At 64.0% G+C, this 22,629-nt stretch carries 22 protein-coding genes and 1 tRNA gene; 14 read left to right on the top strand and 9 right to left on the bottom strand.

The features are described from left to right. Positions 1-21: 21 nt before the first annotated feature. Positions 22-2,133, bottom strand: coding sequence for a penicillin-binding protein 1C (gene pbpC / locus CVM73_RS02545; RefSeq protein WP_430641284.1), 2,112 nt, complete (start codon positions 2,131-2,133; stop codon positions 22-24). A 93-nt stretch (positions 2,134-2,226) separates the two neighbouring features. Beyond that, the gene (locus CVM73_RS02540) at positions 2,227-7,431 is read right to left on the bottom strand and encodes an alpha-2-macroglobulin family protein (protein ID WP_100230455.1); all 5,205 of its coding nucleotides are present in this window, start codon (positions 7,429-7,431) and stop codon (positions 2,227-2,229) included. A 405-nt stretch (positions 7,432-7,836) separates the two neighbouring features. Between CVM73_RS02540 and CVM73_RS02535 the strand changes: the two genes are divergently transcribed. From CVM73_RS02535 to CVM73_RS02515, 5 genes are all read left to right on the top strand, one after another. Beyond that, positions 7,837-7,913, top strand: a tRNA-Arg gene (locus tag CVM73_RS02535). A gap of 374 nt (positions 7,914-8,287) precedes the next feature. Beyond that, positions 8,288-8,575, top strand: a complete 288-nt coding sequence (locus CVM73_RS02530; protein WP_100230454.1) for a helix-turn-helix transcriptional regulator — start codon at positions 8,288-8,290, stop codon at positions 8,573-8,575. Positions 8,576-8,678: 103 nt separating this feature from the next. Continuing rightward, the gene (locus tag CVM73_RS02525) at positions 8,679-9,557 is read left to right on the top strand and encodes a hypothetical protein (RefSeq protein ID WP_100230453.1); all 879 of its coding nucleotides are present in this window, start codon (positions 8,679-8,681) and stop codon (positions 9,555-9,557) included. Positions 9,558-9,854: 297 nt separating this feature from the next. Next, complete coding sequence (locus tag CVM73_RS02520; protein WP_245452200.1) at positions 9,855-10,073, top strand: hypothetical protein; 219 nt, start codon at positions 9,855-9,857, stop codon at positions 10,071-10,073. Between the two features lie 216 nt (positions 10,074-10,289). Continuing rightward, a complete protein-coding gene (locus CVM73_RS02515; protein WP_245452199.1) occupies positions 10,290-10,496 on the top strand; it encodes a DUF2171 domain-containing protein in 207 nt (68 codons plus the stop codon). A gap of 126 nt (positions 10,497-10,622) precedes the next feature. On the opposite strand, the gene CVM73_RS02510 is transcribed toward CVM73_RS02515, so the two are convergent. Further along, entirely contained in the window at positions 10,623-10,835 is a 213-nt protein-coding gene (locus CVM73_RS02510) for a hypothetical protein (RefSeq protein WP_100230451.1), read from the bottom strand. A 218-nt stretch (positions 10,836-11,053) separates the two neighbouring features. Continuing rightward, positions 11,054-11,197 (bottom strand): hypothetical protein, encoded by a 144-nt coding sequence (locus CVM73_RS02505; RefSeq protein WP_245452198.1) that lies wholly within the window; start codon positions 11,195-11,197, stop codon positions 11,054-11,056. 215 nt (positions 11,198-11,412) lie between these two features. On the opposite strand from CVM73_RS02505, the gene CVM73_RS39960 reads away from it, so the two are divergent. After that, on the top strand, positions 11,413-11,574 hold the full coding sequence (locus CVM73_RS39960) for a hypothetical protein (RefSeq protein ID WP_167406579.1): 162 nt from the start codon (positions 11,413-11,415) through the stop codon (positions 11,572-11,574). A gap of 299 nt (positions 11,575-11,873) precedes the next feature. On the opposite strand, the gene CVM73_RS02500 is transcribed toward CVM73_RS39960, so the two are convergent. From CVM73_RS02500 to CVM73_RS02490, 3 genes are all read right to left on the bottom strand, one after another. After that, a complete protein-coding gene (locus tag CVM73_RS02500) occupies positions 11,874-12,638 on the bottom strand; it encodes a hypothetical protein (protein WP_100230449.1) in 765 nt (254 codons plus the stop codon). A gap of 173 nt (positions 12,639-12,811) precedes the next feature. Further along, positions 12,812-13,048, bottom strand: a complete 237-nt coding sequence (locus tag CVM73_RS40815; protein WP_100230448.1) for a DUF2273 domain-containing protein — start codon at positions 13,046-13,048, stop codon at positions 12,812-12,814. A gap of 76 nt (positions 13,049-13,124) precedes the next feature. Continuing rightward, positions 13,125-13,361 (bottom strand): hypothetical protein, encoded by a 237-nt coding sequence (locus CVM73_RS02490; protein WP_100230447.1) that lies wholly within the window; start codon positions 13,359-13,361, stop codon positions 13,125-13,127. A 265-nt stretch (positions 13,362-13,626) separates the two neighbouring features. On the opposite strand from CVM73_RS02490, the gene CVM73_RS02485 reads away from it, so the two are divergent. Next, complete coding sequence (locus CVM73_RS02485) at positions 13,627-13,974, top strand: DUF6481 family protein (protein ID WP_100230446.1); 348 nt, start codon at positions 13,627-13,629, stop codon at positions 13,972-13,974. A 127-nt stretch (positions 13,975-14,101) separates the two neighbouring features. On the opposite strand, the gene CVM73_RS02480 is transcribed toward CVM73_RS02485, so the two are convergent. Further along, entirely contained in the window at positions 14,102-14,347 is a 246-nt protein-coding gene (locus CVM73_RS02480) for a pentapeptide MXKDX repeat protein (protein WP_100230445.1), read from the bottom strand. 333 nt (positions 14,348-14,680) lie between these two features. Here CVM73_RS02480 and CVM73_RS02475 point away from each other — a divergent pair, with 333 nt between their 5' ends. From CVM73_RS02475 to CVM73_RS02465, 3 genes are read left to right on the top strand one after another with little or no spacing between them, the layout of a single operon-like run. After that, positions 14,681-15,703, top strand: coding sequence for a TRAP transporter substrate-binding protein (locus CVM73_RS02475; RefSeq protein WP_100230444.1), 1,023 nt, complete (start codon positions 14,681-14,683; stop codon positions 15,701-15,703). After that, on the top strand, positions 15,700-16,254 hold the full coding sequence (locus tag CVM73_RS02470; RefSeq protein ID WP_100230443.1) for a TRAP transporter small permease: 555 nt from the start codon (positions 15,700-15,702) through the stop codon (positions 16,252-16,254). The genes CVM73_RS02475 and CVM73_RS02470 overlap by 4 nt, the downstream gene beginning before the upstream one ends. Next, the gene (locus tag CVM73_RS02465) at positions 16,251-17,609 is read left to right on the top strand and encodes a TRAP transporter large permease (RefSeq protein WP_100230442.1); all 1,359 of its coding nucleotides are present in this window, start codon (positions 16,251-16,253) and stop codon (positions 17,607-17,609) included. The genes CVM73_RS02470 and CVM73_RS02465 overlap by 4 nt, the downstream gene beginning before the upstream one ends. A 153-nt stretch (positions 17,610-17,762) precedes the next feature. Here the strand turns inward: CVM73_RS02465 and CVM73_RS02460 are convergent, their stop codons facing one another. Continuing rightward, positions 17,763-18,446 (bottom strand): GntR family transcriptional regulator, encoded by a 684-nt coding sequence (locus CVM73_RS02460; protein ID WP_100230441.1) that lies wholly within the window; start codon positions 18,444-18,446, stop codon positions 17,763-17,765. 233 nt (positions 18,447-18,679) lie between these two features. Here CVM73_RS02460 and CVM73_RS02455 point away from each other — a divergent pair, with 233 nt between their 5' ends. From CVM73_RS02455 to CVM73_RS02440, 4 genes are all read left to right on the top strand, one after another. Beyond that, entirely contained in the window at positions 18,680-19,288 is a 609-nt protein-coding gene (locus CVM73_RS02455; protein WP_100230780.1) for a TRAP transporter small permease, read from the top strand. Continuing rightward, positions 19,288-20,553, top strand: coding sequence for a TRAP transporter large permease (locus tag CVM73_RS02450; RefSeq protein WP_100230440.1), 1,266 nt, complete (start codon positions 19,288-19,290; stop codon positions 20,551-20,553). The genes CVM73_RS02455 and CVM73_RS02450 overlap by 1 nt, the downstream gene beginning before the upstream one ends. Before the next feature lie 23 nt (positions 20,554-20,576). Beyond that, on the top strand, positions 20,577-21,560 hold the full coding sequence (locus CVM73_RS02445) for a TRAP transporter substrate-binding protein (protein ID WP_100230439.1): 984 nt from the start codon (positions 20,577-20,579) through the stop codon (positions 21,558-21,560). Positions 21,561-21,635: 75 nt separating this feature from the next. Further along, positions 21,636-22,562, top strand: coding sequence for a dihydrodipicolinate synthase family protein (locus CVM73_RS02440; RefSeq protein WP_100230438.1), 927 nt, complete (start codon positions 21,636-21,638; stop codon positions 22,560-22,562). The last annotated feature ends 67 nt before the right edge of the window (positions 22,563-22,629 follow it).

Here is a 22,629-nt window from a genome sequence, read left to right as displayed (position 1 = left end):
CCACAACCGCTTAAGCCGGGGTCATTGAATTCGAATGACGACTGTGTCCGCGGCGCCCGTGGCGTCGATCACGGTGAGCCGGGCAAAGCCCGGACCGGGCGGGTCGATCAGCCGCTGACGGCGGCCGTCGATCTCGCCGCGCGAAGTGCCGTTAACCATGACGGTCATGGGCAGCACGCCGCCGGCGACTTTGATCGGCATGGCTGCGCTCTCCCGGCCAGCCGATCGATCGACGTCGATCCGCGAGCCATTGAGCGGAAATTGAATGTGCAGCGCCTGCTCGCTCCCGGTGCGCACCAGTTCCCCGACCGGGCGGAACCGCTTCAGAGGCAGCGGCAGCTTGGCGTTGCTGGCCACCAAGGTTCCCCGTGGCGGCTTCGGCAATGGAGTTAGCGTCTTACCGGTCCGGGCGAAGGCGTCGAACAGGATTGGCGCGGCAGCGACGCGCCCGATCAGGCCGGGAACCGGAGCGCCGTCGGGCCGGCCAACCCAGACGCCGATGGTCATGCGGCCGTCGAACCCAACCGACCAGGCATCACGATAGCCGTAGGAGGTGCCGGTCTTGAACGCGATCCGGTTGTGGGCGGCGTTCTCCGGCGGCGGTGTTCCCAGCAGCACGTTGCCGACCTGCCAGGCCGCGACCTGATCCAGCAGCCGCAGCGGCTCGCGGTCGTCCTTATCCGTCATGACCTCGCGCAGTGGCTTGGTAGTGCCGACACGGGCGAAGCCCGCATAAAGCTGAGTGAGGTCCTGGAGTGTGACGCCAACGCCACCGAGACCCATGGCGAGCCCTGGCGTCTCGTCCCTGGGCAAAACCAGGTTGCCACCGGCCTGCCGCAGCCGCGAAGCCAGCCGGCTCGAGCCGACCCGGTCGAGCAGCACGATGGCCGGCACGTTCAGCGATAATTGCAGCGCCTTCCTCACCGGCACCGTGCCCTGGAACGTCATGTCGAAATTCTCCGGCGCGTAGGAGCCGAAGCGAACCGGCCGGTCGTCGATCAGGCTCTCCGGATGCACGAAGCCATCCTCGAAGGCGAGCCCATAGATGAACGGTTTCAGCGTCGAGCCCGGTGAGCGGATGGCGCGGGTCATGTCGACCTGCCCTGCCCGGCGCTCGTCGAAATAATCGGCCGAGCCGACGCGGGCGAGCACGTCGCCGCTCTCATTGTCGACCACGATGATGCCGACAGAGATGTTCGGCCCGAGCGCGATGGCGCGGTCGCGGGCCAGCGGCTCCAGCACCTTCTGCAGATTCGCATCGAGCGTCAGCTTGATGACCGGCGTATCCTTGATTGTCGACAGCGCTGTGTCGGAGGCATGCGGCGCCAGGATCGGCATCGGCTTGCGCAGCTTTGGCACGGGCACCGCCTTGGCCTGCTTGGCGTCGTCGGCACTGACCACGTGCTCCTCGACCATGCGGTCGAGCACGCGGTCGCGCGCCTTCCGCGCCGCATCAGGGTAGCGGTCGACGCGGCGGGTTTCCGGCGATTGCGGCAGCGCCACCAGCAGCGCGGCCTCCGCCAGCGACAGGCGCTTCGGCTCTTTGCCGAGATAGGCGATGGACGCCGCGCGGATGCCTTCGAGATTGCCGCCATAGGGTGCGAGCGCCAGATAGAGATCGAGGATCTGCTCCTTGCTCATGCTGCGCTCGATCTCGATCGCACGCACGATCTGCCGCAGCTTTGCGTGGAGCGAACGCTGCCGGCGCGGCTCCATCAGCCGCGCGAGCTGCATGGTGATGGTCGAGCCGCCCGAGACGATGTGGCCGCGCGTTCCGAACTGCAACGCCGCGCGCCCCAGCGCCAGCGGATCGATACCATCATGGGCGTAGAAGCGCTGGTCCTCATAGGCGAACAGCAGTTTCAGGTACGTCGGATCGACGTTGGTCTTGGCATCGACCGGCAACCGCCAGCGGCCATCCGCCATGGCATAGGCGCGCAGCAGCTTGCCGTTGCGGTCGACGATGGTGGTGGAGACCTGGCGCGCTTCGTCGAGCGGGAGAGGACCGAGGGAGTAGACCCAGGCGACGAAGGCGACGATGGCGAGGATGAGGGTGAGTGCAGCCGCCGAGAGAAGGCGAAAGGCGATCCGCCCCCTCCGCCCGTGATGGCCGGGCTTGACCCGGCTATCCACGCCGTCACCCACCGCCCGCGAGGCCGTGGATGCCCGGGTCAAGGTCGGGCATGACGACTGTGTATGCGGCTCTACCTCGCTCACCTCACCACCTCACTTCGCCACCCGCACCTCGACCGTCCCCGTGCCGGTGCGGCCATAGCGCGAGGGGTTGTACATGTCCTCGACATAGGCCTGCGGCAGCACGTATTTGCCGGGCGAGACCGCGCGCACGACATAGGCGACGGTGAACACCGACTTGGAGTCCGAGGCCCGGTCGACGGCCGCGGTGAAGCGATCGTCGCGGAACTCGGTGTCTTCAGGCTCCTCGCCGTCCTCGATCCAGTCCAGCGTGCCGCTGTCGCCGGACGAGACCAGTTTCGGATTGTCGATCTCAAGACCGGCCGGCAGATAGTCGGATACCATGACGTGGCCGTACTCCGGCTTGGCCTCGGTGATCTTCAGCACCACCGCAAATCGCTGGTTCTGCTTGACCTTGCTGATGTCGGCGGGCTTGCCGTCGAGCGTGTAGTAGCTGCGCTCGATCTTGAAGCCGTTCGATGCCGCCGGTTCCGGCGTCACCGGCGAGCCGGACACCGAGACCACCGCCTGCACCGGTGCGTCGCCGGTGTTGGTGATCTTCAGCGGCTTGCCCTCCAGCGTCGCGGCCTTGTAGCTGCGATACAGCGCAGTCTTGACCGGCTGGCCATCCACTTCCATGGACAGGTTCTCCTTGGCGAGCGCACGTGCGGCCAGCACCAGCCACGCATTCTCCTGCGTGGAGGTGTAGGGCGTCAGCCCGCGCGCGGTCTCGACCCGCGACACTGCCTGCGTCAGCGTCGCCTTCGGCGCGTTGCCTTCGCTGGCGAGCGACACCAATGCTGCGGCATCGCGCAGCTGCGAGCCATAGTCGGTGCGGCCGAACTCAAGCACGGGCTTTGGCGCGAGGCTGTCGAGCGCGGCACCATAGACCCGCTCGGCGCGATTTCGATCGCCGACCAGGGCGAGCGCTGCGGCAAGCTGCGACTTCGCGATGGGCGTTGCGAGGTTGTTCAGCTTGGTGTCGGCGAGATAGCGGAGGTCACCGATGGGAGCAGCGCCGTTACGCGCGAGCACGTAGAGGCCATAGGCGAGATCGCGGCCGCCGTCCTTCTCCGGCTCGTTGGCATTGACGACGGAGTTTCTGATACGGTCGAGCGCGTTCTTGAACAGCACGTCCGGCACCGCAAAGCCCTTCTCGCGGGCCCGGGTGAGGAAGTCCGTCACGTATGCATCGAGCCAGGCGTCGTCTCCCCCGGCCGACCACAGGCCGAACGAGCCGTTCGAGCCCTGGCGCGCCAACAGACGCTCGATCGCATCGCGGATGCGCTGGTCGACCTCGGTGTCCATGGCGAGATGCGCGCCGGCCGCGAGGTCGTTGACATAGAGCAGCGGCATCGCCCGGCTCGTGATCTGCTCCGAGCAGCCATAGGGATAGCGATCGAGCGCCTTGAGGGTCGTCGCCGCATCGAGCGCGGTCGACAGGCTGGCCGAGACCGAGACGCTGCCGGTGCCCGGCACGAGGTCGGAGAACATGTCCGAAGTCAGCGTCAGGCTCTCGCCCTTGGCCAGCGTCCGGATCGAGCGCCGCGCCAGCACCTGGGTCGCCGCCTTGACGTCGAACGCATAGTGCCGCGCCAGGGCCAGGCCGTTCGGACCCTTGATATCGACGTCGAGCGTCGCCTGCCCCGCCGCCGTCGCATCGAGCGCAAGCGAGAACGAATTGCGCTGCTTGGCGGCGAGCTTGACCGTCGTGGCGGGATTGCCGGTCATCTTCACCGGGCCGCCGGTCTTCACGCTGATCACGTAGTCGCCGGCCTGGCCCTCGACATTGTCGATCTCCAGGTTGACCGTGCCGTGGTCGCCATTGAGCAGGAAGCGCGGCAGCGTCGTCGTCAGCACCACGGGATCGCGGATCACGGCGTCGGTGTTGGCGCGGCCGAGTTTTGTGGCAGTCCACGCCACCGCCATGACGCGGGCGGTGCCGGCGAACTCCGGAATATCGAAGCTCACTTCCGCGGTGCCGTCGGCGGCGACGGTGACGATGCCGGAATAGAGCGCCAGCGGCTTTTGCGTGGGCGGCGAGCCCTGGAGCTCGCCCGCACCGGCGTCGCCGCCGGACTTGATCTGGCCACGCGTGCCCGACATGCCGTCGATCAGCTGGCCGTAGAGATCGCGGATCTCCGCGCTCAGGCGGCGCTGGCCGAGATAGTAATCATCCGGCGCCGGCGGCTTGTAGTTGGTGAGATTGAGGATGCCGACGTCGACCGCGGCGATGACGACCTTGGCGTCCTCGCCCGGATTGAGGCCGTCGAGCTTGACCGGGATCTTCAGCGTCGAGTTCGGCCGGATCAGCGCCGGCGGCGTCAGTTTCACCTGGAGCGTGCGGGTCTGCTTGTCGATGCCAAACCATTTCAGGCCGATCGCCCGGCCCGGCATGCGCTGGGCAGCCGCATCCAGCGGACGGCGCAGCGTCGCCACCACATAGGCGCCGGTGCCCCAGTCCTTGCCGATCGGGAGCTTGACCTGTGCGGTGCCTTCCTTGACGTCGACGGTCTGCGTCGTCAGCAGGCGGTCGCCGAGCACGTTGATGGTCAGCTTGCCGGCGCTGCGGACGTTGACCGACACCGTCATGGTGTCGCCGGAGGCGTATTGCGGCTTGTCGATCGAGGTCTCCAGCAGGTCCGGCGTATCGGCGCTGCCGTCGGAATACCAGCCGACGTCGAACTGCACCGAGGTCACCGGGCCGTCCGCGTCGTTCGACTTCACATCCAGCCTGTAACGGCCGGGCTGCGGCGTCAGCGAGATGCGCGACGGCTTGTCGGCCGCGATGGTGACATCACCGTCGGCGACGCGCGAGGTCGACTTGACCGGCTCGTACTCCCAGTAATTGTTCTGGCGATACCACTGGTAGCGCGACTCCATCTTCAGGAGCTCGTAGCGCAGGCCGTCGCGACGCAGCTTCTCGCCCTCGGGCGAGACGAACACGATGTCGAACTCGGCCTTGTCGCCCTCTGCGACGTTCTTGTCGCCGAACAGCGGCTTGATGCCGATCATGGCGGTGGCGGGCGCGACCGGCAGCACGAGCTTGCGCTCGACAGCGCGGCCGCCGGTCTCGACCATGCGGACGAAGATCTGCGCCTCCTGCGGACGCGTCGAGGCCGGCTGCTTGTCCAGTGTCACCGGAAAGGTCGCAACGCCATTGGCGTCGGCCTCGGGCAGGTTCTCGAGCGGCGTGCGCTCGTTCGAGGTGGTCTCCTCGTCGGCGACGCCGAACTGATAGCCGGCAAAGCCAGGACGTTCGCTCGCAGGCGCCACCAGCATGTCGCCTTCGAGCTGGAGGCCCGAAGCCGGCGCGCCATAGAGGAAATGGCCGTCCGCCTTCAGCTCCACTGGAGTGTTAGCTTTGATCAGCTTGTCCTTGGCGGACAAGTCGAATTCGATCCTGTCGGGAACGTAGTCCTCGACCATGAAGGTGGTCTCGCCGACCGAGGAGCCCTTTGGATCGGTGAAGGCGCGCACGCGCCAGGTTCCGGTCGGAACGGCCGAATTGAGCGGCACGGACAGGGTGCGGCCCCCGGCGCCCTGATCGGCCAGCACCGCACGGCGGAATTCGACACCGTCGGGGCGCTCGATCACCAGCGTCAGAGGCCCGCCGGTCACCGCATTGCCCTGCCCGTCGCGGAGCAGCGCGGTGAGATAGACGGTCTCGCTGGAGCGGTAGACGCCGCGCTCGGCATAGACGAAGGCATCGGCGCCGGCGGGCACCGCGCGGCCGGCGACGCCGCGGGCGGACAGGTCGAAGGCCGAGGGCTTCAGGCTCAGGAAGGCGTAGTCGGCCTTCTCGCCCGTGACCGTCAGCATTGCCGGCGACAGACCGCCCTCGCCGCGCGCAAGGCCCGCCTCGAACAGCACGTGACCGGACTCGTGAGTCTTGCGCGCCGCCAGGATCTCGTTGTTGCGGGCCACCAGCCGCACCTCGGCCTTGCCGACCGGATCGGTCGAGGCCAGCGAGTTGACGAAGACATGGATGCCGTCATTGCCGGAGTAAGCGGAGACGCCGAGGTCGGAGACGATGAACCATTGCGTCGCGAGCTGGTAGTCGTCGTCCGAGCCCGGGCCCTTGGCCGCGGCGGTCATCACGTAGACGCCGGGCTGGAGCTCGCCCAGCGCCTGGTCGACCGGGAATGCCGTCGTGACGTCCTGGTTCAGTGTCATCGCGGTCGCGAGCTCGCCGGACCAGACCTTGACGCCGCGCTCGTCGCCGAGATCGCTGAGCTGGTATTTCGACAGCGTCTTCTGGAAATCGCTGTCGACCACCGTGTTGATCAGGTTGCGGTCGCCGATCCGGAAGACGTTGATGTTGACCGCGGGCGTGTTGACGCTGACCACGGGAATGCCGCGCTGGCCGGTCCGCGGCAGCACATAGGCCCGGCTGGTGAAGCGCACGAACGGTTTGCGATCGCGCACATAGATGTTGAACTCAGCCGATTTCGGCAGCCCCTCCTTCACCGTGGACGGCAGGCCGGCGCGCAGATTGATGTTGTAGCGCTCGCCGTGCTTCAGCCCGTCGACGCAGAGCTGCTTGCCCTCGGCCGACAGCGCCGGCTTGTCCTGGCCTGCCAGCGCCAGGAACGGCGCGAAATCGGTCCGCTTGGCCAGTTCTTCCGAGAACTGGAAGCAGGCACGCGGGCTCGCCGAGTCCGAGTCCACGGTATAGTCGAGCAGCCGGAAGCCGTGCTCGTCGCGCATCTTCTCGTATTGGCCGCGGACGTCGGCGACCTCGCGCAGGTCGAGCGATAGCCGCAATGCGTCCAGCGCCGGCCGCCACAGTTTTCGTTCGGCCAGCGACTTGCCGAGCACGGCGAGCGCGTCTGCCTCCTCGCCCGGATTGCCGGCGCGCTGGTAAGCAATGTAAGCCGCGGTCGAGGCTCGCTCGAGCAGGAACGTCTGCTCGCTCGAGCTCTTCGGCGAGATCTGGAAGATGGCCTTGGCGAGCCGCAGCCAGTTGCCGGCATCCTCGGGCGTGGTCGCGGCGATCTGGCCGAGCACCGAGAGGCCGGTGCGATAATCATTGCGCCGGAAGGCGGCGTCGGCGTCCGTCTTCAGCGTCGCGCTGGACTTGGCGACCGGTCCCGCCTCGCCCTTGATCTGGGCCTCCAGCTTGATCGCGGAATCGGCGAGATCGTCGCGCTTGAAGGCTTTGTCGGCGGCCTGCGCAGCGACAAGGCCGAGCGCCAGCGCGGCGCAGATTGTGACGGCGCGAACAAGACCGATCATGGATGGACTCCCGGAAATCGCGGACGAACGCCGCTTGTCGCATGAAATGCGCGGAAAGGTGACGGACTCAAGGCGATGGAACCGTAAGGTGCAAAACGTCGCATTCGCCATGACAAGGCAGGTCCAGAGGAGACCGATCGAGATACCGCCGCGCACGCCGTCCTGATGGCGCAGCACTATCAGACCAGTCGACCGGCGGCCATGTCCCGGAAGCTAATCAGCGGTCCCGGCGATGTGATCCATCGTCCAGTCCGCTGCCGCTCAACCCGGCACCCTGACACCCCACCGTTCCGCTTTGTCGCCCCATTGAGGAAAACGGTTCGGTTCAGGCTTGGCGAAACACCCAATTTTTCATATTGGCATGCTAGATGAACGGCCAGCCGTCCCAACCGGCCGGCTCAAGACGGTCCCGTAGCTCAACTGGATAGAGTAGCGGATTTCTACTCCGCGGGTTGCAGGTTCGAGTCCTGCCGGGATCGCCAAATACTCAATAAAATCAATGTGCTAACTTTCTAAAAAACAGCATTATTCGCCTTTTTATCATCGCAAATGCTGACAATTGGGGCACCGATCACCGGAGAAATCACCGGAGCGATCGGGCTGCGGTGCCAGTTACGCTGCGGCTGCGCGCCGCAAGCGTTTGAATCGATTCGTCAATCAGTTTCTGTTGATTGCATAGAGTCGCGGATATTTAATCCGCGGGTTGCTGCGACGAAACGATAGCTTTCTCAAGCGATTGTAGAATTTCCGATTATCCGATTCAGAGCTGCAATGCGGCGAGTTATGCACCGGCTACACAAAGCGTGTAGCAAGGTCGCCCTAAGGACGAGATGCGTCGAACCAAACAAGCGTTCCTATGATTGCCGCGCGCCTGAAGTGGACGCGGCAAGCCACGGGTCTTAACCAAGCCAAGTGGTGCCGGCTCGCAGGAATTGAACCTCAAGCTTGGAACAACTATGAAAATGGTTTGAGGAGGATTTCGATCTACCAAGCATTTAAGGTCTGCAAGGTCACCGGGGTCACACTCGATTGGATCTACCACGGCATTGCATCTGGCATCCCGGTCCAGCTCGCCCCGAGCTTGCTGGAATTGGAGCGGCGAACACAACAAGACGCGGATTACCGTGATCGACAATCAGAATGAATTAAGCAGGGGGAAAAATGCAACAAGACGAAATCATTCGTACGCTACAAAACACGAAAAGGCGCTTGCCCTATGCACCGATCTTTAGCCATGGGGCACGCTAATGGAAGCTAGTGCCCCAATCCTCGAGACGGATCAATTGCATTGCGGCTTGATCATGCCGTTGGCGGATTTCGACAATTGCTCAGCCAGTCATTGGGAAGACGTGCGGAAAATTATCTCCACCGCGGTCGAAACACTCAAATCGCCAAGCTTTAACGTTCGGATGGTCAGCGAGGGAGACGAAACCGGGATCATACATCGACGGATCATTCAGAACGTTTATGCAGATCCAATTGTCGTCTGCGATGTTAGCGGACGCAACCCCAACGTGCTCTTTGAACTAGGAATGCGCCTGGCATTCGACAAGCCAGTCGTCATTGTCAAGGACGATAAAACGCCCTTCATGTTCGACACCGGCATGATTGAGCACTTGCCGTATCCGAGGGATCTTCGCCATGGGGCCATCGAGACCTTCAAAGCAGCGCTCGCGAAGAAGGTAACCAGCACGTACCTGGCGTCGAAGGATAATCCCGACAGCGTGTCTTTCATCCAAAGCTTTGGTCCTTTCAAAACCGTGAAATTCGATAGCGTTGAAGAGCCTGCTGAAAAAGCAATATTGTCCATGCTTGGTGACATGCAGTCTCAAATCCATCGATTGGCTGGCTCGGTGGCTCAGATCACTTTAAGCAACGCACCAAATCAAGATGACTCGTCGCAAACAGCCTTAAGGCGAATTCACGATTTGGTTCTAGAGGAGTGGGTAAAATCGGGCGGCGTCCCTGATCATGTGCGTGCGGCTCTCTCGGTACGATACCGAGAGTTTAGGGCATTCATGAGTCACGGCGCATTCAATCGACAGGTTGAAGATGCCATTCAGGCATTAGATGCTGCCGGGGTAGTCGAGAAATCTAAAGGCAACCGCCCCCGATTTAGCGACTAACTGCCTCATAGCAACGGCTGTGCCTTGGATCACCGGAGCATCCACCGGAGCGTTATGCGGATAGACCTAAGCCTCGGATAAGTCGTGGATTTTGCATCCGACTCCCGAATGCTTCTACTCCGCGGGTTGCAGGTTCGAGTCCTGCCGGGATCGCCAGTCCATTGCCAGTTGGCCCGCCCTTCACGAACGCGTGGGTAACCATACGCCGGCCTTTGAACGGCGCCGATCAACCTTATGTAAGCGCCGGGCGAGATGCGCCCGATAGGTTTCTTAATGCAGCAATCCGAATTGACGAGAATGGCGATCGCGTCTGCGGTCGCGATCGTTGCGATATCGTATTTGGCAGTCGACGCAGGCGTGGTGAACACCAATGTGGTCACGAGGCCCGTCAAGGTGGCCCAGGCCTCGATCATCGGCGCCGCAATGGGCCAGCATCACCTTGCCTTCGCCGTTCAGGATTGGGCGCGCCGCGGCCACGAGAAGCCGCAACTGGAGCATTGCCTGGCGGTCGACTGATTGACGCGCCCTCCTTCCGGGCTATCGACAAAATCTATCCTTCACCACCTGCCGACTGATGGCCCCGCCACCACCGCGCAATGGCCGCGGTGAGATCGCCCCAAACCTCCGTCGGCAGATCCGGGACCGCCACCCGAACGCGCATGCTGCAACGAACACGCGCCTTCGCAGTTGAATCCGTGCAAGGAGGAGAACATGGCTGAGATTTGAGAGCACATGAAGATCATCGGCAAGGACGGCGCACATGTCGGCACCGTCGATCGCGTCGAGGGCAACCGCATCAAGCTGACGCGCAAGGACAGCCCGGAAGGTCCCAAGGACCATCATCACTACATCGACACGAAATATGTCGGTGCCGTCGAAGGCGATATCGTCAAGCTGTCGGTGAATGCCGACGCCGTACCGAAGACGGAGGCCGCCTGAAACACGAAGCCCCTTCGGGGGCTTTTCGTTTGTTCACGGTCCGACTCCGCTTCGTTCGCAAAGCACGAATCGCGATCGCGAATCGAAGGGCCGAGCATTCGTTAATGACTGGTTCAATCTGGTCGATCATGCCGTCACGAGGACGGGTCGCACCCGATAGGCATCGATCGCGGCGTTCGACAGCAGCAGCCTACGTCGCTCGCCACGCAACATCATGCGGTCGATCCGGTTCAAGATGAAGCGGGCGGATTCCTTATGCTCACCCGTGAGCAGGCCGGACTGGTCGAGATATCGCCAGGCGATCTCGAACGATTGTGCGCGCAACTCGAGGTCGGTCATAGCCGCACAACGTTGCCGCGCAACGAATGTTCCCGCACGCCAAGCGCGGGACGCTCTCTAGCCGAGCAGGATTTCAGCGCCGCGGGTCGCTACGGAACGAGCGCGCGATCAGAGCGTTGGATAACCGACTTGAGTGGTGCCGACTCGCCAGCCCCGGTCGGCTTTGAAGAACCCTGTGCTTGTCCCCCGAGCACGGGGTTTTTCTCATGGGGAGCGGCCTACCAGCTGGAGCGGATGCGCCCGGCGGCATCCGACGGGTCCGCTTGCTCCTCGCGCGGATTGCGGGCGAGCTGATGCCACGCCAGGGCCAGCTGAATCAGTCGTTGCCGATCGGCGCCTTCAGACGCCGCAGCCAGCTTCATTGCGGCCTCGGCTTCGTGCTGTGGGTCGTACTTGGTACACATGACCGACTTTAGACGGCCGATCTGGACAAGCGCATGGCAATTTCGCCCGTATGATTGCGGGGTGACTTCCTCGCCGCACGGGCTTCGTTCGAGGGATCTGTGAACTGCGTCACAGCCTGCCCCCGGCATCTCCGCTAAACAGAGCTTCAACGCTCCATGGTGGAGGTCAGGTCATGACGCACAAAGCAGCAGCCGAGATCGTCGTCCCGACGCAACGACACAGGTCCGATCTGCTCGGCATCGCCTATCTCGTGACCATCGCCATCGTGATGCTGGCCTGGATCAGCGGCCTGGTCTGGGCCACGATCGCGTTCTTCAACTGGCTCGTGTCCTGACGCGCGAGGCGATGAGCCTCACCGCGAGCGAGCGGCGTAATGTGGATCCTGCGCTAGAACAGATAAGGCAGCACCTGCGAGAGTTTGATCCCGCCGCAAACGATCATGGCCCATAGCGCCATGCTGATCTGGATGGCATCCAGCATGTCCCACGTCCCCCGCGAATCATCCCGTTTTTTTTCTTTGAGACTTGCGTGCGACGGCAACGAGCGCCAGCGCCAATTTGAAGCAATCGCCGGTGTGCAAAAAAAGAGGCGGGCCTAAGCCCGCCTCCCGTGCGCCAATCCGGCTTGGAAAAGTCAGTAGCATGCGCGGGGATCGGCCTGCACATATTGGCCGTTCGGATAGCGGTAATAGCAAGCGCCCTGCGCCCAGTAGTAGCCGGGCTGGGATGCAGCGGTCGCGCCGGCGATTGCGCCCGTCGCGCCGCCGAGAACCGCGCCTGCAGCAGCCCCTGTTGCATTGCCTGAGATCAGGCCACCCAGCAGCCCGCCGACGATCGCGCCGCCAAGCGCGCTGGCGCCGGGATCAGCCGGTGGCGGTGGCGGAGGTGGCGGCGCATAGGCGACCGGAGGCGGGGCATAGGCCACCGGCACGTCGTCGATATAGTCGTCTGAGATGTAGGCAGGCGGGCCAGCCATGCGCTGCGGATAATAATACCAGACGCCGCCCACGTCCCACCACCAGCCGGAGCGGCCGTTGCGGACTTCGTGGCGCCAGCGCCCGCCATCCCAGGCGAGATTGCCGCGATAGGTGTGTCCATCCCAGTCCCGCGCCGGGGCAGGACTGCGCGCATGACGTCCCGGCGGGGGGCCACCGGCATTGCGCGGGCCAGGGCCCGCATGGGGCTGACCACCGGGCTGCGCGGGTCGGGTCGCCTGCTGGGGCGGAGGGCCCTTGCGCATGGTCTGATTGGTCTGAGGCGGCGCGCCTGCATCCGGTGCGGCCTGCGGTGGGCCCGCCTCTTTCGGCGGTCTGGCCTCTTGCGCCTGCGCCGACAGCGCGAGCAACGACATGGCCGAAATCACGGGAATGATGATCTTCATGCGTTTGGACGCACTCATGCGTGCTCGCCCCCTACTCTCTCGATCGCCGTGGTCCCTGGCGCGGTCGACGAATCGCTGCGCGCCGGGCTGATGCCGGCCGAGACAACTGCCGTGCTTGATCGGCTAAGTCCCGTTACAAATGATTAAGATCAGGGCATTTTTTCGGCCCTACGGGCCACGCTGAAGCGCGCCTAGCGAGCCGGCTCGATCACATTGCAGTTGCTTCGCCCGGACATCAGGCAATCCTGCATCCTGCTGGCTGCGGTGAGATCCCGGGCAAGCCACCAGCCGACGCCGAGGATCAAGACTGCGATGATCAATCCGGCGATCGCGCCTCGGCGGTCGCCGCCCGAGTGGCGCTCCGGTTGTCGTTTCGGTCGAGGATTGCGCTCCTCGCCGGGTTCGGATCTGGACTCTGGCTTCGACATGGCCGTCCGGTCGCGCTGGCGAGCCGGCTTTATCACCTCTGCGGCGTCACGTCACATCCCGATCAGCCGGCCCAATTCAGCCCCGGGTCTGCCGAATCGCATCCCTGCGCAAGGTTTCGACCGCCGGAATTGCCTCCTGGACGCGCGGTGCGCAGCTCGTGAGCACCAATGCGGTCCGGGTGCATTCCCAGTCCGCCCCCAGCACCGCACTCTCGATGGGCTGCGGACGAACGAGCAGCAGCGCGGCGCCGGCCACACTTGCCAGTGCGAAGGCAATTGCGAGCGCCTTCAGGCTTGGTCTTGAGATCGTCATGCCCGTGCTCCGTCTCGTGTCGGGCGGACGCTAGGCGTCGCCCGCGTGCTCCCTTATGAGGGACATCACAATTCAGCAGTTTTTCCGGGCTACGAGAGATCGTCGGGGGGGCGATTTTTCGTTGACCTGATCGGCTGCGATTATGGGTGGCTTCGCGACGCGCGCCGATGTACACGCTTCTGCGTCGCGTGGCGCCTGCTATGCCCAGCCGACGTACCAACAGGCACCGATGTAGGATCGAAAGCGAGGAAGACAAGGCTCGTCGATGAGTGGATTCAGGGAACCCGGCTTCGCAGACCGGCAAAAGGCGGCACAGGACGCCCGCAAAAATCTTTTGAACAAATTCAAATCGCAACCGGGCCCCGATGATCCGGCGGTGGTCGCGCGCCGCGCTGAGCGCGAGGCACTCGCGGCTAAGCGCTCCGAGGCGAAGGCCGCGCGCGAGGCGGAAAAGGCCGAGCAGAAGCGTATCGAGGAAGAGGCCAAGGCCGCCGAAACCGCACGGATCGCGCGCGAGGCCCAGGAAGCCGCCGAGAGACAGGCTGCGCTCGAAGCCGAGCAAAAGGCCAAGCGCGATGCGCGCTACGCCGCCCGCAAGGCCAAGCGCAAGTAAGGTTCGCAGCTCACGTTCAATTGAACTTGGACGAAGCACCATTCCGGAGGCGGTCTCAAAGGCCGCCGCCGGAATTCGAGAGTGCGTGGCCCGCCCGAGGCGGGCGCCGCGCGACGACGCCGAAGGATCAATTCTTCTTCATCATCCCGTCGTCTTTCTTCATGCCGTCCTTCGACATGTGGTCCTTCTTCATGCCGTCATCCTTGGACATGGTGTCCTTCTTCATCATGCCGTCCTTGGACATCGTGTCCTTTTTCATCATGCCGTCATCCTTGCTCATCTTGTCCTGAGCAAAGGCGGCCGGGGCCAACGCGAGGCCAAGCGAAAGAGCGGCAGCCGAGACGCCGAGCACGATGCGGGTGCGAATGGTCATGGTTCATCTTCCCTTCGAGATGGTGTTTGTCAGCGACGGACGCCGCTATTTGATCTCGACGGATCGCCAGCCGGCGTTGTTACGCCGCCGCCGATAAATTTTGGCGAGCCCTCCGCTCACCGTCGTTCGGCCTACTCCCGCGCTCGCAACCGGGATCGGAAGTGTGCAGCGCAGCACGGCCGGCACTTGCCGGGGCATTCGGTCTCGAACTATCAGATGAGAGAATATCGGGTGGAAGACCGGCTAGGATGGGCCTGAACGTCGGTCTGACAAGACCCGACCCAAATCACACCAACAAGAATAGTCCAAAGAAACGATCAAGGGGATCACACCATGATTACGCGCCGACATCTGATCGCGACCGCCGTCGCGGCACCCGCCATCCTGCGCTTCGGCACTGGCACCGCGCAGGCCGCGACCACGCTGAAGATCTCACATCAATTCCCGGGCGGCACCATCGACAAGGGCGACTTCCGCGACCGGCTCTGCCGCATGTTCGCCGCTGAAGTTGCCAAGCGCAGCAACGGCGACATTGCCGCCGAGATCTATCCGAACTCCTCGCTGATCAAGACCAATGCGCAGTTCTCCGCGATGCGCAAGGGCGCGCTCGACATCTCGCTCTATCCGATGCCTTATGCCGGCGGCGAGCTGCCGGAAACCAATATCGGCCTGATGCCGGGCCTGGTGACCACCTACGATCAGGGCCTGCGCTGGAAGAAGGAGCCCGTCGGCAAGGCACTGACCGACTTCCTCGCCGACAAGGGCATCATCCTGCTCACCTGGGTCTGGCAGGCCGGCGGCGTCGCCAGCCGCTCCAAGCCGATCGTCGCGCCCGAGGATGCCAAGGGCATGAAGGTGCGCGGCGGTTCGCGCGAGATGGACATGGTGCTGCAGACTGCCGGCGCCTCGGTGCTGTCGGTGCCTTCGAACGAAATCTACGCGGCGATGCAGACCGGCGCCTGCGATGCCGGCATCACCTCCTCGACCAGCCTGATCTCGTTCCGCCTCGAAGAGGTGGCGAAGTCCCTGACTTCGGGCGCGGGCACCTCGTACTGGTTCATGCTCGAGCCGCTGATGATGTCGAAGGCGATCTTCGACAAGCTGCCGAAGAATCATCAGGACATCCTGCTCGCGGTCGGCACCGAGCTCGAAGCCTTCGGCCGCAAGGGCGCGCAGGACGACGACGTCGAGGTCGCCAAGGTCTACGAGAAGGCCGGCGCCAAGGTCTCGGTGCTCGATGCCGCCACCGTCGGCAAATGGCGTGACATCGCGCGCGACACCGCGTGGAAGGATTACAGCGCCAAGACCGCGACCGCCGCAAACCTGCTCAAGCTCGCCATCGACGTCGCGGCATGAGCCACGGTCCGCTTCCGGATCGTGATGACCAGGCGAGCGTTGCCGCAGGGACCGGCCCTGCGGCGGCAATCGATCGCGGTCTCGCCGTCCTCAACAGCATCATCGTCGTGTTCGCCGCGATCGCGCTGGTCGCGGCCTGCACCATCCTGAGCTACAGCGTGCTGAGCCGCGCGCTGTTCAAGGCCGCCAATTACTGGCAGGACGAGGCCGCCGTGTTCCTGCTGGTCGGCGCCACCTTCATGACGGCCGCGTACGTGCAGCAGAACCGCGGCCATATCGGCATCGAGGCCTTCGTCGGCCTGCTCTCGCCGCTCGCGAACAAGGTCCGTCTCTGGCTGGTCGACGCCACAACGTTCCTGTTCTGCGCCTTCTTCACCTGGAAATCCTGGACACTGGCCCATGAGGCCTATGTCGACGGCCAGGTCTCGAACTCGATGTGGTCGCCGCCGCTCGCCATTCCCTATTCGCTGATGGCGCTCGGCATGAGCCTGCTCTGCGTCCAGATCCTCGTGCAGCTCGCGCTGCCCTTTGCTGGAGGCCGGCGGCCATGAGCGTTTTCGGCATCGGCCTCGCCTATGGCATCGCGACGCTGGTCATCATGTTTTCGGGCATGCCGATTGCGTTCGCGCTCGGCGCGGTCGCGGTCGTGTTCATGGGCATCTACATGCCCTCGGCCTCGCTCGATACGGTGACGCAGAACGTCTACGAGGAAATGGCCTCGATCACGCTGCTGTCGATCCCGCTCTTCATCCTGAAGGGCGCCGCGATCGGCAAGTCGCGCGCCGGCCAGGACCTCTATTCGGCGCTGCATGCCTGGCTGCATCGCGTCCCCGGCGGCCTCGGCGTCGCCAACGTGTTCGCCTGCGCGCTGTTCGCGGCGATGGCCGGCTCCTCGCCGGCGACCTGCTCGGCGATCGGCTCGGCCGGCATTCCCGAGATGCGCAAGCGTGGCTATTCCGGCGGCTTTGCCGCAGGGATCATCGCCGCCGGCGGCACGCTCGGCATCCTGCTGCCTCCCTCCATCACCATGATCCTGTTTGCGGTCGCGGCCGAAAAGTCGCTGGGACGGCTGTTCCTCGCCGGCATCGGTCCCGGCCTGCTGCTGGTCACCCTGTTCGGCACCTATGCCGTGATCCGCTTCCGCCGGGAATACAAGGCGGCTGAAGCGATCTACAAGAATGGCGGCCCCGAGGCTGCGATCCTGACCCGCGACGAGTACACGCTGGCCGAACGCTTCAGCCTGCTGCCGCGGGTGATCCCGTTCGTCCTGCTGCTCACCGGCGTCATGATCGCGCTCTATGGCGGCTACGCCACGCCGTCGGAGACCGCGGGCCTCGGCGGCCTTCTGGCGCTGGCGCTGATCGCGGCGATCTACAGCGTGTGGCGGCCGACCGATCTCGCTCCCATCATGAAGTCGACGATCCGGGAATCGACCATGTTGATGATGATCATCGGCATGTCGCTGCTCTATTCCTATGTGATGAGCTATCTGCACATCTCGCAATCGGTCGCCGAAGCCATCGTCGCGATGCACCTGCCGCGCTGGGAGCTGCTGTTCGCGATCCTCGTCATGGTCGTCGTGCTCGGCTTCTTCCTGCCGCCGGTCTCGATCATCCTGATGACCGCGCCGATCATCCTGCCGCCGCTCCGCGCTGCCAATTTCGACATCATCTGGTTCGGCGTGGTCATGACCATCGTGATGGAGATGGGGCTGATCCATCCCCCCGTCGGCCTCAACATCTTCGTCATTCGCAACGTCGCGCCGGACATCCCCCTGCGCGACGTGATCTGGGGCACCCTGCCCTTCGTGCTCCTGATGATGCTCGCGGTGCTGCTGCTGTGCTTCGTGCCGGGGATATCGACCTGGCTGCCGGATCTGGTGATGGGGCCGGACGGGAGCAGGTAGCGGCAATCACGACTGCCGTAGGGTGGGTTAGACCTGCGGTCGCGCAAAGCGCGGTCCGCAGGGCGTAACCCACCTCTTCTGTTTCCCCTGAGACCGAGAACGGTGGGTTACGCCTTCCGACTGCGCTTTGCGCAGCCGCAAGGCTAACCCACCCTACGAATTCTCCTTCCGCCGAGACTTCGGCGCGTTCGCCACCACCTGCAGCAGATCCTTGCGCACGGCTTCGATGTGCCGCTCCAGGAAGCGGCACGCCTCGTCGACCTTCTCCGCGCGGCAGAGCGCGATCAGCTGGGCGTGCTCCTTCTCGGCAATGCCCATCGCCTTGGTGTTGGAGAGCTGCAGGCGCGTGTAGCGGTCGCTGGTCTGCAGCAGCGACAGCACGATCGCACGGGTGCGCGGCTGCGGCGCGTGAACATAGAGCGCCATGTGGAAGTCGGCGTTGAGCTGGCCCCATTCGCTGACATTGCGCGCCTTGATCGCTTTCTCGAAGCTTTTGTGGATGTCGTCGAGCCCCTCGAAATCCTCCGCGGTGAAGCGCGGCGCCGACTGTGCGAGCAATCGCGGCTCCAGGATGCGGCGCAGGTCGAAGACGTCGTTGATTTCATCCAGCGACAGCTCCGAAACGATCGCGCCCTTCTGCGGAACGATCCGCACCAGGCCTTCTGCCTCGAGCTGGAATAGCGCCTCGCGGACAGGAATCCGGCTGACGCCGTAGGCTTCGCCAAGCGCGTCCTGGCGCAACTGCGATCCGGCCGGATAGGTGCCGTCGAGGATCGCCTGCCGGAGCTGGTCGACGATCGCAGCCGACAAGGTGCGATGCTTCAGAGGCTGTCTCATCTGATCGTCTGTTGTCCTTCCCGACTCATCGGCCGAAGCGGTCCCTGTCTTGCATGTTGAGGTGTCCGGCAAAAGCCAAGCACTCTGCAAAGGCAAAGTGCCCAGCATAAGCGCGCCCTGCCGCCGAAATGACCGCAAACTCCGTTTGACTCCCAAAATGTATAAATTATACATTTGGCAATCGCACGACAAATCTTTCGGGGGCTGGGGCCTCTTTCATGATCGAGCAGACCATGCCGGCCACGCACGCGCTCAGCCTCCGACATACGATCGTCAGGATGTCGAGCGCCCTGCTCGCCTTCGAGCGTCTGGCGCTGATGGGCCTGATGTACCTGCTCACCGGGCTGATCCTGGTGAACGTCGTCACCCGTTACTCGCATTTCCCGATCTACTGGATCGATGAATCTGCTGTTTATTGCGTGGTCTGGCTGACCTTCATCGGGGCGTCCGCGATGACGCGGCTGCGGCTCGACTTCGCGGTCACCATGCTGACCGAGCGGCTTTCGCCGCAGCACCAGAAGATCGCCAAGGTGATCTCGACCGGCCTCGTCGTCGTGTTCGGCGTCGCCCTGATCATCACCTGTGTTCTGTGGATGGATCCGGTCGGGCTCGCACGCGCCGGCTTCGACGGGCGCAAGCTCGCGGCCGAGACCTTCAACTTCCTCTACACCGAGCACACCCAGACGCTGAACTGGCCGACCTGGGTACTGTATCTGACGCTGCCGATCTTCGCGGTGTCGATGACCATCCACGGTCTCGCCAATTTGCTGGAAGATCTCGAGCTGGTCCCGCGCACTGCGCCAAAAGGCTTTCAGCTCTCCGAGCTGGACGGGGTCAACTGATGATCACGTCAGCGGCTTTCATGGCGTTCATGCTGGTCGGCGTGCCGATCGGCCTGTGCCTGTGCCTTGCCGGCCTCGTTTACATTGCGGCATCCGGCAACCCGGTGCTGTTCCAGTCCTATCCGCTGCAGCTGTTCGGCGGCGTCGACAGCTACGGCCTGATCGCCATTCCGCTGTTCATCCTGATCGGCGAGATCATGAATGGCGGCGGCATCACAAGGCGCATCGTCGACATGGCGATGGCGTTCGTCGGCTCGCTCAAGGGCGGGCTCGCCTACGTCAACATCCTCGCCAACATGTTCATCTCCTCGATCCTGGGATCGGCGACCGCACAGGTCGCGATCATGGCCCAGATCATGGTGCCGGAGATGGAGAAGAAGGGCTACGACAAGACCTTCGCGGCGGGCCTGACCGCCTATGGCGGCATGCTCGGCCCGATCATCCCGCCCTCGGTGATGTTCGTGGTCTACAGCGTGCTGGCGCAGGTCTCGGTCAGCGACATGCTGATCGCCGGCATCGTGCCGGGCGTCATCCTCACCGTGATGTTCTGCCTCGTCATCGCGCTGATGGGGTACGTCTACAACTACCCCCGCGCGGACTATCAGACGCCGCGCCAGCGCGTCATGACGATCCTGCGGACCTCGCCGACGCTGCTGATCCCGATCGTGATCGTCGGCACCATTCTCGGCGGCCTCGCCAACGCCACGGAATCGGCGGCGGTCGGCGCGGTCGCCGCAGCGTTGGTGGGAAAATACTGGACCAGGGAGTTCAAGTTCTCCCAGCTGCCGCAGATGATGCTGCGCAGTGCCATCTATTCGGCGATCGTGCTGTTCCTGGTGGCGGCTGCCGCCGTGTTCTCCTGGGTCCTGATCTTCGGCAAGGTGCCGCAGGAGACCGCCGCCTGGATCCAGACTGCCGCCAAGGACCCGGTCAGCTTCATGCTGATCTGCAACGTCATCCTGCTCGTGATCGGCACGGTGATCGACGGCATTCCCGGCCTGATCATGACGGTGCCGATCCTGCTTCCGGTCGCGACCGAGATCTATCACATCGACCCCCGGCAGTTCGGCGTCGTGGTGGTGATCAACCTCGTGCTCGGCCTTTTGTCGCCGCCGGTCGGGCTCTGCTTCTTCGTCGCGGCCGCCGTCACCGGCGCCAAGCCCGGCAAGATGTTCATGGTGACGCTGCCCTTCTTCGTCATCTCCTGCGTCCTCCTCGTGCTGCTCTCGCTCTACCCGTCGCTCTCGCTGATCCTCGTCAAATAGGCCCATCCGAAAGGAGCCCGACCATGCCGCTTTCACGCCGCCGCTTTCTTGCCGCCAGTGCCGCCGCCTCGGTGTTCGTGCCATCGCTGGCGCTCGCCCAGGCCAAGGAATTCCGCCTCGGCCTGATCACGCCGAACGGCCATTCCTGGAACAAGGCTGCGCTCAAATTCGGCGACGATCTCAAGGCCGCCACCAACGGCCGCCTGACATTGACCGTGTTCCACTCCGGCCAGCTCGGCAACGAGACCGCGATGATGCAGCAATTGCAGTCCGGCGCGCTCGACATGGGCTTCATCCAGGCCGCCGAGCTCGGCTCGCGCGTGCCGCACATCGCCGCGATCAACGCGCCCTACATCGTCCGCTCGACGCCGGCGGTCGCAAAGTTCGTGCGGCATCCGGCAGCGGTCAAGCTGTTCGAGGTGCTGCCGCAGGAGACCGGCACCATCGGGCTCGGCTGGGGCATCACCGGTATGCGCGCGGTGTTCTCCTCCAAGGACCTGAATTCGCTCGCCGATATCCGCGGCATGAAGCTGCGCATCAATCCGACGCCGGTCTATCGCGATTTCTATTCCTCGCTGGGCGCGGCGCCGACGCCGATCCCGACACCGCAGGTGTTCGACGCCATGGCCAACGGCCAGGTCGACGGGCTCGAGGCCGATCTCGAATTCTCCTGGAACCAGCGTTTTGACAAGGTCTCGAAGGTGATCCTGCAGATGAACGCCGTCTTCATGCCGATGGCCGCCGTCGTCTCCGGCCGGGTCTGGCAATCGCTCCCCGCCGCCGACCGCGAGCTGATCACCAAGACGATCAAGACGACGCTGGACGCACAGATCGACGAGCTCGCCGGCAACGAGCCCACGCTGATCGAGAACTTCAAGAAGGCGCCGATCCCGATCCGCCAGGTCGACGCCAAGGACACCGAGGCCGTCATTGCCGAGTTCGACAAGATCTGGCTGCCGAAAGCCCCGGTCCTCGCCGAGCTGCGCAAGGTCGGCGCGACGCTCTGATCTCGTCCACCACCTTCACGTCAATGCCCGGCGGATCGAACGATCCGCCGGCACAATTTCAATCGGAGCCAAACAATGAGCCCACGCATCTCCTGGGAAGGCGTCTTCCCGGCCGTCACCACGCAATTCAACGACGACCTGTCGCTCAACATCGATGCGACCGCCAAGGTCATGGACGGCTTGATCCGCGACGGCGTCTCCGGCCTGATCGTCTGCGGCTCGGTCGGTGAGAACACCTCGCTGGAGCGCAAGGAGAAGGTCGCGATCATGGAAGCCGCGAAGTCGGTCGCAGCCGGCCGCGTACCCGTGCTGTGCGGCATCGCCGAGTTCACCACCGCCTTTGCGGTCGAGACGGCGAAGGAAGCCGCGCGTATCGGCATCGACGGCGTGATGGTGATGCCGGCGCTGGTCTATTCCTCAAAGCCGCACGAGACCGCCGCGCATTTCCGTGCTGTCGCCAGCGCCACCGACCTGCCGGTGATGCTCTACAACAATCCGCCGATCTACAAGAACGACGTCACGCCGGACATCCTGACCTCGCTCGCCGATGTCGAGACCGTGGTCTGCTTCAAGGATTCCTCGGGCGACACGCGGCGCTTCATCGACACCAGGAACATGGTCGGCGACCGCTTCGTGCTGTTCGCGGGGCTGGACGACGTCATCGTCGAGAGCGTCGCAATGGGCGCCGTTGGCTGGGTCTCGGGCATGTCGAACGCCTTCCCGCGCGAGGGCGAGACGCTGTTCCGCCTCGCCAAGGCGGGGCGCTATGCCGAGGCGATGCCGCTCTACGAATGGTTCATGCCGCTCCTGCATCTCGATGCCCGCCCGGACCTCGTCCAGTGCATCAAGCTGTGCGAGCACATCATGGGCCGCGGCACCGCGCTGACCCGTCCGCCACGCCTCGCGCTGCTACCGCAGGAGAAGGCCGAGGTCGAGGCCATGATGGCCAAGGCGCTCAAGAACCGGCCGCACCTGCCGGATGTCGGGCTGAAGGCTGCCTGAGTGCAGGTTTCGTAGGTGGGTTAGCCGAAGGCGTAACCCACCAACTTTGTCATCGCGGAAGGAGAAG

The sequence above is a fragment of the Bradyrhizobium forestalis genome (genome assembly GCF_002795245.1).
GTDB lineage: Bacteria > Pseudomonadota > Alphaproteobacteria > Rhizobiales > Xanthobacteraceae > Bradyrhizobium > Bradyrhizobium forestalis.
The sequence above is the reverse complement of the archived record's forward strand: the minus strand, read 5'-3'. Positions and strand labels throughout refer to the sequence as shown.